Below are 16538 nucleotides of genomic sequence, written 5' to 3' on the forward strand. Positions count from 1 at the left end.
ATGAACGGCAGGAGCGGCACAGGCACTCCGACGCAGACGCGGGCAGATGGTCCAAGCGCCGAAGAAGGTGATCAACAGGATCGTCAACCCGGCCGGCTCCAAGGCTCGGTCCGATGGTGTCCACCAGATGCATGGCCAGTTCCGCCGCGCTCCACAGACCGATGGTCAAGATTCGGGCGAGCCGATCGCTGGCGACGGTGAGGCTCTCCGGATCGCGCCGCATCGCACAGGCCAACGTTGCGACGACCTGGCCGGCGGCCTCGGCAACAAGGCGCTCTGCCACTACGGGCAGGTCTGGTTCGCCCCCGACGGCGGTGGGCTCGACAGCGGTAGGTGCGACGGCGGTAGGTGCGACGGCGGTAGGTGCGACGGCGGTAGGTGCGACGGCGGTAGGTGCGACGGCGGTAGGCGCTAGCCCGACCGGTGCAACCACGGCGCTCGGGGACCCTGAAGATTCCTGCGCCGGCGCAGGGCCGGGTGTGACCGCCGAGAGGTTCCCGATGCCCGTCAGCGCCTTAGCCACAGCGGTGCCGGTGACGCGGGAACGGCGCCGGGCAGCGGCACTCGGGCGATCTGAGGAAGGCCGTACGCCAGCCTGACGCGGCAGCGGCCCGGCGCTGTCGGGTACGCCGTCACCGATCGGGACGGGAGCGCGCCGGGCCGATCCGCCGACGGCAGAAGCTGCTGGGGCCGGCATCACCGGGGCCGGCATGACCGGGGCTGGCGCGACAGATGCGGTCGCCCGGACCGAGTCGGACATGCTCAGCACGAAGCTTGCGGGTCGGCGAGCGGCCGGCCGGGTCAGACCGATCAGCCAGCCGAGGTCGCGCAACAACCGGATCTGTCGTTGCACATGGGTGCGGCTGTAACCGGTCTCGGCGGCCAGCGTCACGAGTCCGGGCGAACAGACCGCGGCGGGTCCAGGCAGCGCCGGGTGGCCGGGTTCGCAGATCGTCGCCACGTCCACCGCGTGGCTTGCGAGAGCCAGCGCGACGAGCTTTGCCGCACGCGGGAGACATGAGCGCAGCACCGCACGCTGCCAGGCGGTGCGATCCGCCACCGGCGTCCCGGAATCGGATGCCGGAAGGAGTACCAGGGCGCCTGGGATCGCCAGCTGGGTCCCGCTGCCGACGTTGGTGAGCAACGTCGGGATGTCGTCGACCACATTCCTCCTTCCGCGCTCGTGCTACCTGCGACCAGAACGGCTCGGTATCTACTAATAGTAGCGAATTCACTACTTGGAGCGTTTGTTGGTGTAGCAAGGGGCGCCCCTGGCGACATCGCCCGAACCGCGTCCAAGCACGGTACCCCGTGGACCCTGGCGATCACGCGCCCCTCGGCCACCGTCGACACATGAGGACAACACGGCTTCAAGATGTAGTTGTGTCATCATTGGGTAGTCGATCGAATGCTATCCGTCAAAATCAGTGCTACAAGCATCCCGTTGGAGCACGCATCCCGGGCCTCCATCGGAGGTATCAGGCTCCCACGGGGCCACCGGGCGCGCGACAAAGACCATGATCAAATAATTACGTCGCCACAACGAAAAGCTACATTACGTAACGAAAGTAGCGAGGTTGCGCGTCACGGCAGGTCGGTCTCTTACCCGCGCTGGCCGGCGACCTTGCCTGACCTATCCGGGACTGGATGGCACTGACCCGGGCTCAGGTGACCGCCACGGGCAAGGGTCCGACGTTCAAGGTCGAGAAGGTGCCGCTTGCGACCGATACCACCGGAGTACCCGGTCAGAGCCCCACTTGAACCGATCACCCGATGGCACGGGACCACGATGGGAAGCGGATTCCGACCGTTGGCGAGCCCAACCGCGCGGAAGGCCGACGGCCGTCCGATCGCTGCGGCGATCTCGGCATAGCTCCGGGTCGTACCATATGGAATTGCTGCCACGGCCGCCCACACCGCCTCTTGGAACGGTGTACCGACCGGATGCAGCGGTACGTCGAAGGTGACCCGATCACCCATGAAGTACGCCTCGAGCTGCTCGATCACATCACGGAACGCAACCGGATCGGACTCGAGACCGTCCAACCACGGCGGGCCGGCAGCCGGCTCGTTCATGTGGATTGCACGCAGAGCCACATCGTCACCAACCAGCAGCAACGGACCCAGCGGTGAAGCCATTCTGGCCTGTCGGGTGACGCCTTCCACGCAGCCTGACGCTACCTTTCTGCTACTACACAGGGAAACGATGGGGTCACAACGGCGTGCGGGTGTCGCGTTGTCGGGCCCGGTCGACCTGATCGGGAACAACCTGACCGCCGGCAGCGGTCGTGCGTCAACACCTTCCGCTCAGGTAGTCATCGGCAAGATCGCACGATGTCGCGACATACCGCGTCACACTGTCGACCGCGTCGGCCTCCGGATGCGAACCCAGCCAGGCGACCAACAACAGCCGACGGAGCATGATGAAGGTCGCCACCATCGCCTCCTCGTCGGCGGACACCGGCCGGTGCCGCCGGTAGGAGGTGAGCCAGGCATCCACCAGGTCACCAACCGCTGGCAGATGTTCGATGAACGACAGAGACGCAGCAAGATCATAAAGGTACCAGGTGAACCCACAGTCGTCGAAGTCGATGACTGTGAGCTCATCCGCCTGCCCGTTGACCAGCAGGTTCGCCAGCCTCATGTCAGCGTGGACAAGCCCGAACCGGTCCGCGCCACGGCCGAACCGCTCAATCCGGCGGCGGATCTCGTCGGCGGCCCGGGTCAGGACGGCAACACTGGCCGGGTCGACCTCCGACGTGCCGGCCTGCCAGCGACCCCAACGACCGTCCGCTCCCAGAGTCGTTCGCCACGTCCACTCGAACCGGGTGAAGCCGCTCGGACGCTGCCAGCCACAAGCATGTTGATGAAGCCGCGCCGCGATCTCGCCAAGTGCGGCGAAACCGCGCATGAGGCCCACAGCATCGGATGGCTCCGGCGAAGATCCCGCCACCCAATCGAAGAGCACCGCATAGCGCGGTTGGGTGTGCACACCTGAGCTGGCTGAGTCACGCGCGGTCATGGCCACCAAGTCACCCTGACGGGTCGGTACGACCCGCGGCGTATCCACCACGCCGTTACGCCGAAGCGTCCGCGTCCAGAGCAGCTCGGAAGTAATCTCCTCAAACCGATGATAGCCAGGTCGATGCAGCCGCAACGCCCAACGACGGCCCGTTGCAGGATCTTCAATCTGGTAGGTGACGTTCTCCGAGACGCACAGGAGGCTTACGGTTAGTACCGCTCCAAGGTCGTAAGCGGTGAGAACCTCCTCAACCAGCGCATCCGTCGGATTTCGGTCAACCAGCACAGTCCTGATCATAATCAGGCGGCACCAAGCGCCGGCCGGGCCTGGAACGGCCAGGCTTGGAACGGCCAGGCCTGGACCGGCCTACGACGCAACAGAGACCGTCCGCACAACAGAGACCGTCCGGGTGCGACCAGGGCGTCAGCGCGAGAACGTGCGGGGGGCGCCATACCCGGGCCCTCGCTCGGGACGGCCTGTTCGCGACGTCCAGCGCCACTGAACGGACACCCTGCCAGCCACCACGCCACGGACCTTCGGGACCGCATGCAACCAGTCAGCCTGGCAACGGCCACCGAGAACAAGTAGATCACCCGAACCCGGTAGCAGGTCACGGGCACCGCTGTCGTCATTCAGGATGCGCCGTCCCGGCGGCAGGTGGCGGGACTTCACCAGAAACGGCCGGCGGGCACCTGTCGTGAGGATCGCGATCACCGTGTTGTCGAGCCACCGCATCTCCCGATCCCGGTGAAAGGCGACGCTGTCATTACCATCGCGATACCAGGACAGTCCGAACCCGTCGAAGTCGACCTGGTAGCGCCGCCGCAGCACGCGGTAGGCCTCGACCAGCGCCGGGTACGGCACCGGCCGGCCGCGAGAGATCCACGAAGTTAGCCGCGGCTCAGTCACATAACGCTCATAACGCCACATGGCGCCCCGTTTCCATGGCACGGACCCGGTCAGCTCGCGGTAGAGCCGGTCAGCCCCGGTCATCCAGCCGCGTGCGACGTCGACCCAGGATGTGTCATCGAACCAGATTCGCTCGAAGGTCGCGTCCGAATCGACCGAAGCGCCCAGAATCTCGGCGGCATCAACCGCGCCGGCGGTGGATTCCGAGACGCCTGGCATTGACGGATCGGGCGTCCACTCAGACGTCGATCTCCGTACACCGCTCATGCCTACCGCCCCTTCCCCGCCCGCGCCCACGTGTGTATCCATCCGTCGACAACCACCGCGACCTTCTCCTCCGACACCTCAACAAGATCATTATAATGATAACCGAGCCAACCGCGCCGAAGGTAGTCGGTCGGGTGCCACCGACCATCCCGTCAAACACCTCGCCGACCGTCACGGGTTCGACATGGGTCCGGCGGTAGACGCTTCGTCCGGTATTTCGGCCAGGTCGGTGGCGACCTTTCGTTTCAGCGAGTCGGACGGTCTAAGCGCGTGGTCCAGATCAGCAGGCCGAGCAGCCACGCGTTCACCCGGGCCGGTGACGGCGAAAGCGTCTTTCGCCACCGGGTGGCGGCCGCGAGGCAGCAGCCTTCTCAGCACGCTGGTGGTCCGGGTGCGACCACCGCGGAGGCGCTCGGCCATCGCCGCCAGAAGGGTACGCCCCGTGGTCCGTAAGATCCGCGCGAATGCTCGGCCATCGCGCAAGGACTGCCTGGCGCCCCGGACGGCCCGGGCGGCGCCGGCCGTGGTGGTCAGACCGACCGGACCGGGAATGCAGTCGGCCAGGGCAAACAGAACGTCCCACAGGGATGCCCGGCCGGCCGCGTATTCCATGAGAGTGTCAGCGAGAATGACGAGTGCGGCGGCGAAGATGACCCACGCCACCGGACCGCCGACGATCAGTACAACGACACCCAGGACTGCGACGGTGATTTTTGCGACGCGGACGGCGGCATGCCAGAAACGGCCGGCACGTTCTACCAATCCTGCCCAGGAATGCCAGGATCTGTTCTTCAGGCCCGCATGCGACGCGCTCCGGATCGCGTGCACACAGGTCGCCGCGGCATCCGCACGCATCTGCTTCGCGGTGAGAGCGAGCCGACGGGCGGCATCCAGATCATCCTGAGCGGAATCGACGGAGCTTTGCGCCAGGTCGAGTTTTGCCCGCACGGTATCGCGGTTACGAATCGCCTGCACCACCCGCGCCGGATCGGGCTGGGGAATGTCGATCGGGTACCCATGTGACGCCGAGGTCAGCTCCGATACCGTCGACGCCGCGGAGGTGAACGCGATGTGCGCCGGACCGAGCAGCGTCTGGGCATGGTCCCGGCGGGCGCGTGCGTCCCGTCCCCGGGCGAGCGCGTTGTCGGCCCGCGCCTGGGCCGCGTCAAGATCCGGGTTGAACGCGTTCAACGCATTCCCCGCCAGCCGATAGGAATTCGCGAGCTTCTGTAACTGCCCGGGGAACTCGGCCAACTCGTCGCGAAAGGCAGTACCCGACTCGCCCTGCCACGATATTGCAACACAGGAGGTGGTAATCGCCGTCAGATTTTCACTAGCATGATCTACATCGGCGGCGAATTCCAGGAACTTCCGTGCCAGTTCTCGTACCGAGAACGGATCCCCGGGCGTGGGATCAGCATCCAGATCGAGAACAGCCCAGTCCGTGGGTCGGTTCATCGAACGAACCCATGGCGACAAGAAACACGCATTTGCATCACTCCGGGCCGGGTCAGGGGTCTAGCCAGCCACAAGCAGCGCGACCACAGCTCCCTTCGCGCCGCCGGAGGCCCGAAGGGGCGGCAGGCCGACAGCCAACGTGGACATATGAAAGATAACCCGGACCCCAGCCGCGCGCACGGCTTTCACCCATTCAAAATGCGACCATTTCCGGGGCCCACGCTAAATGGTCGCAACAGATTCGTACCGGTCAGCGCAGGATGCCGGTGTGGCCGAGGGAGTAACGACCCGGCTGGGGCCAGACGCAGACGCCGTGTGGACCCGGACCGACCCTGATCCGTGCCAGCAGGTTGCCGTCCTTCGTCGAGATCGCGTAGACCTCGCTGTTGTAACGGCCGGCCAGCCACAGGACCGACCCGTCGGCCGACACCCCGCCCATGTCAGGACTACCCCCACCGCGGATCGGCCACGTGGTCCGAACCTGGCGGGTCGTGAAGTCCACGACGGAGACGGAGCCCTCACCGCGGTTCGACACGTACATCACAGTTGCGTCCCGACTCGGGTACAGGCCATGAGCGCCCCTACCGGTCGGCAGAAATCCGATCGTGGTGAAGCGAACCGGATCCACGAGATGGAGACCATTGGTCATCATGTCGGCCACGTAGAGTACCTCTCCGCGCGGATCGATCTTGATGTCCTGCGGCATGCCCCCGACGGTCAGGTACCCGATGACAGCCGGCGCGCGAAGGTCGATCTTGACGAGCTTGCCGGAGAACTCGCAGGTGGCGACGAGGAACGAGTCGTCAGCGGCGAAGTCGACGTGGTCGACACCGGGACAGTCGACCTTCAACTGGGTCCGCAACTGCCAGGTGTGCGGGTCGTAGAAGTCCAGGCGTTCCAGCGCCTCGGCGACGACCACCGCGTACTTCCCGTCCGGGGTGAAGTACATGTTGTAGGGATCGGCAACGGGAATATTCGACCCTTTGATCTTCCCGGTGGTCGGATCGATCGGGGTCAGACTGTTTCCGGCGTTGTTGGTGACGTACAGGGTTGACAGATCCCAGGATGGGACGATGTGCTGAGGACGGGCACCGGTCACGTAGTGGTCGATCACCGTGAAAGTCGCCGGATCGATCACATCAACGGTATTACTGTCACTGTTCGGAACATAGACGAGCGTCCTGGCATTGCGGACGGCTGGGCTGAACTGGTTTGCCCCGTCGAACGCGTATAGGTTCCGCGGTGACACCGGCGGGGTTTCGACCGGCGACGGCGCTGCGGTGGCCGGGGACGCCGTGCCCGGGGACGCCGTGCCCGGGGACGCGATGGACCCGAGCGCCGCCGGGACATCCCGCGCCGACATGCGTGGCTGAACGGACGGCTTGGACGAAGCCGCACCGCTGCCACATGCAGCCAACAGGGGAGCGCACACGGCGGTGAGCAACACGAGGCGAGACAACCGCTGTGATCGATTCCCGCGAGATATGTGCACAGATCTGCTCCGAGTCCCGACGGGCGACAACAACACCGAAGGGTAACAGTATGCACACCGCCTGAATGCGGATGGCAGTGGGGGCGCGGGGTGGATCCGATCGATCACGGACACCTCCGATCGGGTCACGATCAATCCGCGTCACTGTGAACACAGAAAGCGATCGTATAACCACAACTATTGATGTCTGCACTGATGAGGGATAACTCCCTGTGAACAGGTCGTTCCCAATGTCTCGCCACCCAAATCTGAAATATCCTCGGATCGACGAGAAAGAGGTGCGGATGACCATCCTGGGCCTGTTGGCCGGCGCCCTGACGACCGGGTGCTGGTTGCCGCAGCTGTTCCGGTCCTGGCGGACCCGCTCCGTCCGGGACATCTCCTGGATCTATCTCGGAATCCTCGGGCTCGGCGTGAGTCTGTGGCTGGGCTACGGTCTCCTCAACGGCGACATGGCGATCATCATCGCAAACGCGGCGACTGCCGGTGCCATCGCCGTCCTCGCCGGCCTGAAAGCCTCGTTCGACCGCGAATCCGGGGAAGCAGCCTGACCGAAAGATCCAAAATGGACTCGACCACCGGGCGGGTACCGCCGCCACCTATGGATGTACCGAACCCGACCTGCCGACCTGCCGACCTGCCGACCTGCCGACCGCCATCCACAGTGTAAGAATTGTCTCTCTCATGTGCATATGGCTGCGGTCCCGGCGCAGCGGTCCGGCAAGATCCGTTCTGTGACAACCATCGTGGTCCCGGGCCGTGAGTTCGCCGCCGTATTTCCGCACCGGTACGCCGTGGTGGACGTCGAAACCTCGGGCTTGTCACCGCGTGTACACCGAGTGCTGTCGGTCGCCGTTGTCCACGTTGCCACGGACGGCACCGTCGAAGGCAGCTGGTCGACCCTGCTCGATCCGGGTTGCGACCCCGGACCGGTCCATATTCACGGACTCACCCGCGAACGACTCGCCGGCAGCCCGACGTTCGACCAGATCGTCGATCCGTTGGTGTCCATGCTTGCCGGGCGGGTGTTCGTCGCCCACAACGCGACGTTCGACTGGCAGATGATCTCAGCCGAGGCGCAGCGGCTCGACCTGCGCCTACCGATCGATCGGCGACTGTGCACGCGGGTTCTCGCGCGCCAGCTCAACCTCGAACTGCCCGACCTGAAACTGGCGACCCTCGCGGCCCACTGGGGCGTTCCCCAACGTCGGGCCCATGAGGCCGACGACGACGCCTCGGTACTCGCCACCCTGCTGCCTGAACTTCTGCGCCTCGCCGCCAACCGGGGCGCGGACCTGCCGCTGGTGACATGCGACGCCGAGGCACCGGCACCGGCACCGGCACCGGCACCCGATATCGGACGGTGGGCAGCACGTCCGGCGCGTCTCCTTCGGCCTGAACTCCCGAAGAACAGCGCGACGGAGACCACCGGCACGTAACCCTCGTTCTCCGACACACCCTCCGTTCTTCTATTTCGGGTTGACACGCCCGCCGCACCAATCCGTGGGAAATACCATCCCGCGACGGATTCGTTCTCATACGCGAAAGCAACTCGGGTCATTGACCGGGATGTTGCTGCGGTGTTGACTGGCCGGTATTCCCAACCGACCCGACGCCGGGAGGAGATGTCACGAGGATGCCTCCTGCCGCTTGGCCCGGAATATCGGGCCTGGCCGTAAATGAGACGTCATGAGAATCGTCCGATAGCTGGTGACGGCGGTGACGGGGGCTGTGGCGCTGGCCATTGCCGCAGTGTCGTCCGCGACCGGAAAAACCTACGGCGAGTGGTCCGCAGCCTGGCGGAAATATGCCATTCCACCTATTCCATGCCATTGAACCTCCGACTCAGTCCACCAGGGTCGTGACCCCACTGATGAGGACGTACACGCCACCAGCGGCGGCAAGCAGGACGACCAGATCCCGCCCGTGTCGGTGCATCCACCCGTTGTACGCGGCGAGAATCGCCCCGGTGTGTCGCGGCGCGGTCAGTCGCAATATTATCGGCAATTCCACCATCTGGAGCACCAACACACCGCACAGCACCAGGAGCAGCGCGGTGGCCGAATCGCTCATGTCGGTGTTCGCGAGGTCTCTGATCGCGCTGACATAGAGCAGGGACGGCAGATATGTGACCACCCCCAACAGATACACACGACCGAGTCCCGGATGACGCCCGGGTCCAGCATTCGCCCCATCGGGCTTGTCAGCCTGATCCGGCCCAGCAGGCTTGTCCGACGGGCTGGACGCACCAGCCGCGTCTGGCCCGTCCGCAGCGTCAGACCCATCCGCAGCGGCCGGCTTTCGCCGTCGGGCCAGAAAGACCGCCACGACCAGCAGTCCCACCCCGAGGAACACCTGAATGCCGCCGCTCGGCGTGGGATGCTTCCGCTCGGTCAACCCAGAGCCGCGCAGGGTGAGCAGGATCGCCGCACCCGCTACGAAGGTGACGGTCGCGGTGCCGGCAAGGTAGGCGTACGCATGCCGCATCGAGGCTGGTTCGCCGAGATAGCGCAGAACAATGGCCAGTCCCAGCGGATAAATGCCGGCGGCGAGCGCCAGTGGCAGCGCACTACTCACCACGACGTCCCTTCACGGGCCCCTCGATATCGGGCGCACCTGCGCTGAACGGTCCGCCAGGCGTTCCATGGCCACCGTATGGTCCCGCTGTTCATACGGCTTCGCCCGAACCAGGTGACGCAGCGTCCACGGGTGGGTCACCCGCACGGCCGGACCACCGCGCGGCCGGACCGGGCCGGCGATCATCTCGATGGTCGACGAGGCCGCGGCGTTCTGGCGTGGCCGGCCGCGCCTACCGCCAGGCGCTGCCCGAGCAGGCGGGCAACGGATCCGATCCCTGTAGTTATCAAATAACTTCACTGCGTATCATCATGTAGGCCTTTCGCAATCATTGAATACAGTTCGTCATTATTTTACTGCCTAAAGTAATTCGTACGGTTCCGATGCACGTGCGGATGCCCGTGCTATATCCTGCGCACGAAGTACGTGCATTTGCACGGCCTAAGGCTCCTGCGAAGCGGGAGGGGGTGGGCTCTGCCGTCGGTCCGTTCATGCGCCCGGAGACGGGACGGGACTCGAGTCCGCGCGGGTGCGAGCGCGGGTGCGGCGAGCCGCACGGGAACACGGCGCGGCAGGCACGGCACGGCACGGCAGGCACGGACTCGCAAGCCCCGCCCGTCAGCGAAAACACAATTATGACCTTTATTTATCACCAAAATGGTAAAACAACACAAAAAGCCAATGGTGACACAATTATGACCTTCTCGTGTCGCCGACGGCTCGTAAAATCGAGGGAGACCACCGTGCACGAGATCTACAACGGAATGTCCGCGACCGCTCTGCCTCAGGTCACCTGGCAGAAGAGCCGGCGGAGCAACTCGCAGGGAAACTGCGTGGAGATGGCCCGACTGTCAGCGGACTCCGTCGCGGTCCGCAACTCCAGGCATCCGGAAGGTCCCGCACTGATCTACACCCGCGCCGAGATCGAGGCGCTCATCCTCGGGGCCAAGGACGGTGACTTTGACAACCTGTTCCAGTAGAAACCTCGGATGAACCCGAGGCAGCCAGGGCGCTTCGCGCCTCCCGGGGCGCGAAGAACCGCACGGTCGTGCTGCCCACCGTGCCTCAGGTCTGGCTGAGGATCCGGCTGAGGACCTCAGCGGTGCTGGCCGGAGGCAAGCTGTCGAGACAGAGGCGGTTCATGGCCTCCAGGTAACGGTCGACGTCCTCGCGCTTGTCCAGATAGACGGCACCGCCGAGCTGCTCCAGGTAAACGACATCCGACATATCCTCTTCGGGAAAGCGCAGGATACTGAACGCGCCGCCTTCAGCGGCATGAACGCCGAAGAGGAACGGCATGATCTGAAAAGTGAGGTTCGGCCGCTCCGTGAGCGTCGTGAGGTACTCGAGCTGAGCACGCATCACCTTGGGCCCACCTATCGGCCGCCGTAGTGCGGCCTCATCCACGACCACCCATAACCGAGGATGATCTGGCCGCATCAGCAGTCTCTGTCGATTCATCCGTACACTGATCCGACGCTCGACGGCCTTGGCCGGCATCCCCTTATAACCCTGAGTAATAATGGCGCGGGCGTAGTCCTCGGTCTGGAGCAGGCCCGGAATGAACTGGACCTCGTAGGTGCGGATCAGAGCCGCGGCCTCCTCCAGCCCGATGTAGGACTGGAACCAACCTGGTAGGACATCGGTGTAGCTGTGCCACCACCCAGGTTGGTTGGCCTCACGGACCAGCGATAACAACGGCGCCCGTTCAGCCTCGTCGGTGACACCATAGAAGGTCAACAGATCAGCCACGTCGCGTTCCTTGAAGCTGACCCGTCCCAACTCCAGGCGGCTGATCTTCGATTCAGACGCCCGGATGCTGTATCCCGCATCCTCGCGGCTGATGCCCCGGTCCTCACGTAGCCGGCGGAGCTGGGAACCAAGGAGGATCCGACGCACAGTCGGACCACCTCCGGACTCAGCGGTCGTCACGATCAGTCCCCCTCAACATCGGTCAGGGCAAGAGTATGCCATCCGATCTTCCATCGCCCCACAGACGCCCACGCCACATGCACGTGCACCCGGACCTTGCATTTGCACACTACGAGCGCCATGATGTGCAAGCACCCTCACTCACGCCGCGAAAGTGGGGATCCCGGGAGGCCGTGATGATAACCCACGGCGTCCGCCTCACCTACTTCGCGATGGCGACGGCTCGCAGGGGGGAACCGTCGGCGAGGCGGGGCTTCAGCCAGACAGCGGATAGTCAGATAACGACTACTCGTTGTCGAAGTTCCGGCGGCGTGATTGCAGGGGTGCGTCGTATGGATTGGTTCGCAAACTTGGTGGTCAGACACATGATGGGCGCGCAGATGTGGTTATCGGTCGTCGATGCCACGGAACAGCTCACCGTCATCTGGAACGCGGCTGACCGGCGGGCGCTTGCCGGCCCGGCTAACGGGCCGGTTTCCGACGGTGCCAACGGTGTAACCGGCCGGGCGCGGGGGGCCAAGGGGGTCGCAATGCGATCCCCTTGGAGTACAGCGCAGGCTCATCCGCGCATCCACCCCACTGCTGGCGACACCCCCGGAGGGGGGCTGTGGTGATAGGCAACAACGCCAACGGCGCAGATACCGAGCGTGCGAATGCCGGCCGCACGGATATCGACCGTGCGGATAGCGACCGTGTGACTCAGTTGCCGATCGATGTCCATGTGCTGATGTGGCGCGCGGACGGGTCGGTTCTGCTGGGCTGTTCCGGCGAGCCGGATTCACCGTGGCGGCTTCCATGGGGCGAGTTACACGGGCATGAACCGGCGATAGAGGCCGTGCTTCGAATCGCCGACGACACGGTGTCGGTGATGGCGATGGCAGCGCATGTGTGGCTCGCGCACGTGGCGCATCACCATTACGGCGATACCGGTGAACGGGTGGGGTTGTTCTTCCGGTTGACCCACTGGCGCGGCATGCCAACGCCAGGCCGGGACCAGCGGGTGGGCCGCCTTCAGTGGCACCATCTGGACGCCCTGCCGGAGTCGCTCGCCGCCCTGGACCGGGAGGCGCTGGCCCGATGGCAGGACAATGACATGTATTCGGAGCTGGGGTGGAATCCCCAACGGATGGGTGCCGTCCCACGTCTGCGTGGCATCGCGGGTTTCCGGGCATCGTCGTAGGTAGTGGGTAGTGGGTAGTGGGTAGTGGTCGGTCGTCGGTCGTAACTGTCGGTCAGTGCGACCGTGTTCCCGTGGTTCCGGCGACCACGGGATGCGCCTGGAATGCGTCACAGATGGCTACCTGGCGATCAACGTGCCGACCGCCACCCTGGTTCGGCGGGATGATCACAAAACTCGCGTACGGCAAGCATGCGTCCTTGGCATCGGATGTGCCCGCGGAACGAACGGCTGTCCATTCGACCCCGAACGACGCGCTGTGCTGTGGCTGAAGGACAACTGTTCCCGGTGGGCCCACCCTGAACAGGCTGCCGCCTTCGGACCGGGCGGCGGACCGCTCCTGGCGGCCTTCGCTGTTCAACGCGACCACGGACGGATAGCCGATCAACGAACACGGCCGGTCTGCGATGTCGGTGAGGACAACGACGAACCCCTGACGTTCAGCGGACGCGGCGCCCGTCATCGGACCGGCATCAAGCCGTAGCTCGGACTCGCCACACACCGGCGGTGACCCGGGTGCGGGAGTCAGCTGGCCGCCGGGCACGGGCGACGGGCGGGGGGATGAGCCCTGGTCACTGCCGGTCTGCGCCCTGATACCCGCCTCCGCGCCGAGCGGAGCCTGGATCTTCGTCGGCGTTGCGTCAGCTGCCGGCGCGGCACCACCGGAACTGCATGCGCCAGCACCGGCGCCGAGGACCACCAGCCCGGCTCCGATCGCGATGAACCGGCTCGCACGGGTCCGGGGTCTTTTCACCATAAGGCAGAAGTCTCGCACCAGTCGTCCATCCACCGGCTGCGGCCCATGACCGGCCGCAGCCGGGTCACCGGCCATGCCACGCCTTCGCAGTGGTAACGGTCACACCACGGGGTAAGGAACAGTTCACCCGGCCGGCGTTCTGACAGCGGCCACCAATCACAACGGACGCCAGTCACAACGGACACCAGTCGCAACGGAGTGGCATGGCCCATGAGCATTCGGAGGTCGCCCGGCCCTCGTTGTCACGGCGAGCCGCGGCGACAGCGGCGTTGCTGTGCTTCGCGGCCGCCATGGTCGTCGGGATCTGGAGCCTGGTGGACGATCCAGGCACACTGCTGATCGTCATCCCGGCATTCGTGATCACCGGACTCGCCGTCGGGAGTGCGCTGGTCAACCGCGGCCTGCGCCGCCTCCTGGGGACCGCTGTCGCGGCTGTCGCGCTCGTCGTGCTGGTCCTGGCCCTTGACGTCGCCGGCATCACCACCGCGATCATTGTCATCATTCTGATCGCCGCATCCGGAGCTGCGACCCGGACCGCATTCGGGCGTCACCGCCCGTCCGGGGTCGCTGTGGGACCTGCCCGCCATGGCGTCCTCATCGTGAACCCGCGCTCGGGCGGGGGTGCCGCCGAACGTCACCACCTGGTCGACGAGGCGCGGCAGCGCGGCATCGCGACCATCACGCTCACACCGGGCGACGACCTACGCGCGCTCGCCGAAGACGCCGTCGCAGGCGGAGCAGACGTGATCGGAATGGCCGGCGGCGACGGATCGCAGGCCCTTGTCGCCGATGTCGCCCGCAGGCACGATATCGCATTCGTCTGCATCCCGGCCGGCACCCGAAACCACTTCGCCGCCGACCTCGGCCTTGATCGCAGCGACGTCGCCGGGGCGCTGGAGGGCTTCATCACCGCCGTGGAACGACGAATCGATCTCGGTGAGGTCGATGGTCGGGTGTTCGTCAACAACGCCTCGCTGGGCATTTATGCCGAGATCGTGCAGTCCGACGACTACCGCAACTCCAAGATCGGCACGGCGACCGAGATGCTTCCGGATCTGCTGGGCCCGCGGGCCACCCCACCGGATCTGCGCTTCACCGGCCCGGACGGTGAACTCACACCGACGGCGGACGTCCTGCTCGTGTCGAACAACGCCTACCAGTTGCGCAGTCTCGGTGGGCTGGGCACCCGGCCGAAGCTCGATGGCGGGGAACTCGGGGTCGTCACCGTGCTCGTCGACCGTGCCCACGACGTGCCGGCCCTGATGGCGCTCGAGTCAGCCGGAGCGCTGGAACGCTTCCGGGGATTCCACCGGTGGACGACCCCGACGCTGCGGGTGGATTCCACCGGTCCGGTGAACATCGGCATTGACGGCGAGGCCACGCAACTGGACCCTCCGCTGGAGTTCCGCTGCCTGCCGGCGGCTCTGCGGGTGCGGGTACCACCGCATGCGCCCGGCGCCCCGCCGACCCGGCCGGGCATGCTGGGAACACCGCCCGCGCTGGTGCGCATCGTCGCCGGACATTCGCCGCGATAGTCGCCCGGCGCCCATCGCACACAGGGCGGCTGTAGGGGGCAACCTGCGAGCATGGGGACATGAGCACCGGGTTCGGGATGGATGTGGACGGCGCCGACCGGACTGCCGGAGGGACCGCCGGAGGGACCGCCGGAGGCACCACGCATGACCTGCGCGGGCTTCTCGGGCTGAGCGTCGATGCCGAGGCCGGCGGCGGCAGCCTCGTGGTCGGCCCGCACCTGCTCAACTCCGGCAGGACGTTGTGGGGCGGTTGTGGGCTGGCCGCGGCGATCGCGGTCACCGAGAGCATCCTCGATCGGGGCTGTGTGTGGGCGACCGTCCAGTACGTCTCTCCCATCCAGGCCGGGGCGTGTCTCAATCTTCAGCTCGAGGTAGGCCAGCACGGGCGGAACCTGTCCCAGGTCGCGGTACGCGGCATGATCAACGGCCGGCTCGCCCTGCTGGCCACGGGCACCTTCGGCGGCCCGACGGATGGCGGCCCGACAGTGGACGGCGGTGTGCAGTTCGCCGGTCCACCGGATGACGTGCCAGGCCCGCCGGACTGCCCGCCGCGGACCTACACCAGCAGCGGCCGCAGCGTGGCCGAGGCGGGGGGCATGCTCGCCCGGATCGAGCAGCGTTGGGCCCGCCCGCCACGGTCAACGCTCGATGGCAGCCCGGGTTCGGGCCGCGCCATCCTGTGGGCCCGGCTGAATCAGCCCATGGTGACCTCGACGGCGTCGGTCGCGATCCTCGCGGATCTGGCGCCGGCCGCTGTCATCGATGCGGTGGGCCGGCCCGTCTACACACTCAGCCTGGACAACAGTCTGCGGGTCGGGCTCTTGGCCCAGACGGACTGGATGCTGGTGGACGCCCAGGTAGAGGCCGTGATCGGTGGCGTAGCCCAGGTCAGCGCCAGGATATTCGACGAAAACGGACAGCTGATCGCAACAGCGGATCAATCAGCCAAACTGCTCCCGCCTCGAACATCCTGAGCCGTCCAGTTAATTGATCATGCTCATGATCCGCACCGCCTGTCGGGGAGTTCGCCTGTTGCGCACCCTCACCCCGCGCATCCTCGTGAAGCCTGGTACGTTGGCTGTGTTGCAGTTGGAGCTTCCTCGAACGCTCAAACGCCCCGGAGTCTGACAGCGGGCGTTTTTCGTTTCTCCGGTCTTTTCCGGTAGTGGGACGGTCCCACCGCGGCAACCTGGTATTCGCAGTGGGCGGGCTTGGTCCAGCCCCACGAAGGAGACGACACATGGCTCAGGGCACCGTGAAGTGGTTCAACGGCGAGAAGGGATTCGGGTTTATCGCCCAGGACGGCGGCGGTCCCGACGTGTTCGTCCACTACTCCGCCATCGACAGCGCAGGCTACCGCAGCCTGGAAGAGAACCAGCGCGTCGAGTTCGAGGTGACGCAGGGCCAGAAGG

General features: G+C 65.7%; 16 protein-coding genes. 7 read left to right on the forward strand and 9 right to left on the reverse strand.

Going from position 1 to position 16538, the window contains the following annotated elements; genetic code table 11:
• The 6 genes from U9979_RS00500 to U9979_RS00525 form a co-directional block, all read right to left on the reverse strand.
• Window positions 1–1165 (reverse strand): helix-turn-helix domain-containing protein (locus tag U9979_RS00500; RefSeq protein ID WP_322777795.1); only part of this gene is annotated, 1165 nt, incomplete at its 3' end.
• 437 nt (window positions 1166–1602) lie between these two features.
• On the reverse strand, window positions 1603–2139 hold the full coding sequence (locus U9979_RS00505) for a methylated-DNA--[protein]-cysteine S-methyltransferase (RefSeq protein WP_322768809.1): 537 nt from the start codon (window positions 2137–2139) through the stop codon (window positions 1603–1605).
• Between the two features lie 154 nt (window positions 2140–2293).
• A complete protein-coding gene (locus tag U9979_RS00510) occupies window positions 2294–3307 on the reverse strand; it encodes a phosphotransferase enzyme family protein (RefSeq protein ID WP_322777796.1) in 1014 nt (337 codons plus the stop codon).
• A gap of 138 nt (window positions 3308–3445) precedes the next feature.
• Window positions 3446–4150: an alpha-ketoglutarate-dependent dioxygenase AlkB gene (locus U9979_RS00515; RefSeq protein WP_322777797.1), complete on the reverse strand. Its 705-nt coding sequence runs from the start codon at window positions 4148–4150 to the stop codon at window positions 3446–3448.
• 219 nt (window positions 4151–4369) lie between these two features.
• Complete coding sequence (locus U9979_RS00520; protein ID WP_322777798.1) at window positions 4370–5656, reverse strand: putative T7SS-secreted protein; 1287 nt, start codon at window positions 5654–5656, stop codon at window positions 4370–4372.
• A gap of 250 nt (window positions 5657–5906) precedes the next feature.
• A complete protein-coding gene (locus tag U9979_RS00525; RefSeq protein ID WP_322777799.1) occupies window positions 5907–7103 on the reverse strand; it encodes a hypothetical protein in 1197 nt (398 codons plus the stop codon).
• A gap of 329 nt (window positions 7104–7432) precedes the next feature.
• Between U9979_RS00525 and U9979_RS00530 the strand changes: the two genes are divergently transcribed.
• Window positions 7433–7699 carry a SemiSWEET family sugar transporter gene (locus U9979_RS00530; RefSeq protein ID WP_322777800.1) on the forward strand — a complete coding sequence of 89 codons (267 nt, stop codon included), beginning with the start codon at window positions 7433–7435 and terminating at the stop codon, window positions 7697–7699.
• A gap of 183 nt (window positions 7700–7882) precedes the next feature.
• Window positions 7883–8587 (forward strand): exonuclease domain-containing protein, encoded by a 705-nt coding sequence (locus U9979_RS00535; RefSeq protein ID WP_322777801.1) that lies wholly within the window; start codon window positions 7883–7885, stop codon window positions 8585–8587.
• A 406-nt stretch (window positions 8588–8993) separates the two neighbouring features.
• On the opposite strand, the gene U9979_RS00540 is transcribed toward U9979_RS00535, so the two are convergent.
• Entirely contained in the window at window positions 8994–9725 is a 732-nt protein-coding gene (locus tag U9979_RS00540) for a GAP family protein (RefSeq protein WP_322777802.1), read from the reverse strand.
• 743 nt (window positions 9726–10468) lie between these two features.
• Between U9979_RS00540 and U9979_RS00545 the strand changes: the two genes are divergently transcribed.
• The gene (locus U9979_RS00545; RefSeq protein ID WP_322750160.1) at window positions 10469–10705 is read left to right on the forward strand and encodes a DUF397 domain-containing protein; all 237 of its coding nucleotides are present in this window, start codon (window positions 10469–10471) and stop codon (window positions 10703–10705) included.
• A gap of 85 nt (window positions 10706–10790) precedes the next feature.
• Here the strand turns inward: U9979_RS00545 and U9979_RS00550 are convergent, their stop codons facing one another.
• Window positions 10791–11657: a helix-turn-helix transcriptional regulator gene (locus U9979_RS00550; RefSeq protein WP_322750159.1), complete on the reverse strand. Its 867-nt coding sequence runs from the start codon at window positions 11655–11657 to the stop codon at window positions 10791–10793.
• 694 nt (window positions 11658–12351) lie between these two features.
• Between U9979_RS00550 and U9979_RS00555 the strand changes: the two genes are divergently transcribed.
• On the forward strand, window positions 12352–12837 hold the full coding sequence (locus tag U9979_RS00555; RefSeq protein ID WP_322777803.1) for an NUDIX domain-containing protein: 486 nt from the start codon (window positions 12352–12354) through the stop codon (window positions 12835–12837).
• 52 nt (window positions 12838–12889) lie between these two features.
• Here U9979_RS00555 and U9979_RS00560 read toward each other — a convergent pair whose 3' ends face one another.
• The gene (locus U9979_RS00560) at window positions 12890–13591 is read right to left on the reverse strand and encodes a DUF4232 domain-containing protein (protein ID WP_322752873.1); all 702 of its coding nucleotides are present in this window, start codon (window positions 13589–13591) and stop codon (window positions 12890–12892) included.
• Window positions 13592–13794: 203 nt separating this feature from the next.
• On the opposite strand from U9979_RS00560, the gene U9979_RS00565 reads away from it, so the two are divergent.
• The 3 genes from U9979_RS00565 to U9979_RS00575 form a co-directional block, all read left to right on the forward strand.
• Window positions 13795–15126 (forward strand): diacylglycerol/lipid kinase family protein, encoded by a 1332-nt coding sequence (locus U9979_RS00565; RefSeq protein WP_322777804.1) that lies wholly within the window; start codon window positions 13795–13797, stop codon window positions 15124–15126.
• Window positions 15127–15185: 59 nt separating this feature from the next.
• The gene (locus tag U9979_RS00570) at window positions 15186–16100 is read left to right on the forward strand and encodes a thioesterase family protein (RefSeq protein ID WP_322777805.1); all 915 of its coding nucleotides are present in this window, start codon (window positions 15186–15188) and stop codon (window positions 16098–16100) included.
• A gap of 266 nt (window positions 16101–16366) precedes the next feature.
• Window positions 16367–16538: cold-shock protein (locus U9979_RS00575; protein WP_322777815.1), on the forward strand; the 172-nt coding region annotated here is incomplete at its 3' end.

Source organism: Protofrankia sp. Cas4 (genome assembly GCF_963555915.1).
In the GTDB taxonomy this organism is placed as follows: Bacteria; Actinomycetota; Actinomycetes; order Frankiales; family Frankiaceae; genus Protofrankia.

Excerpts from the sequence above, each read along its gene's own strand:
- U9979_RS00505 (WP_322768809.1), bottom strand. The coding sequence starts at position 2,139 with ATGGCTTCACCGCTGGGTCCGTTGCTGCTGGTTGGTGACGATGTGGCT.
- U9979_RS00515 (WP_322777797.1), bottom strand. The coding sequence starts at position 4,150 with ATGCCAGGCGTCTCGGAATCCACCGCCGGCGCGGTTGATGCCGCCGAG.
- U9979_RS00520 (WP_322777798.1), bottom strand. The coding sequence starts at position 5,656 with ATGAACCGACCCACGGACTGGGCTGTTCTCGATCTGGATGCTGATCCC.
- U9979_RS00530 (WP_322777800.1), top strand. The coding sequence starts at position 7,433 with ATGACCATCCTGGGCCTGTTGGCCGGCGCCCTGACGACCGGGTGCTGG.
- U9979_RS00560 (WP_322752873.1), bottom strand. The coding sequence starts at position 13,591 with ATGGTGAAAAGACCCCGGACCCGTGCGAGCCGGTTCATCGCGATCGGA.
- U9979_RS00565 (WP_322777804.1), top strand. The coding sequence starts at position 13,795 with ATGGCCCATGAGCATTCGGAGGTCGCCCGGCCCTCGTTGTCACGGCGA.
- U9979_RS00570 (WP_322777805.1), top strand. The coding sequence starts at position 15,186 with ATGAGCACCGGGTTCGGGATGGATGTGGACGGCGCCGACCGGACTGCC.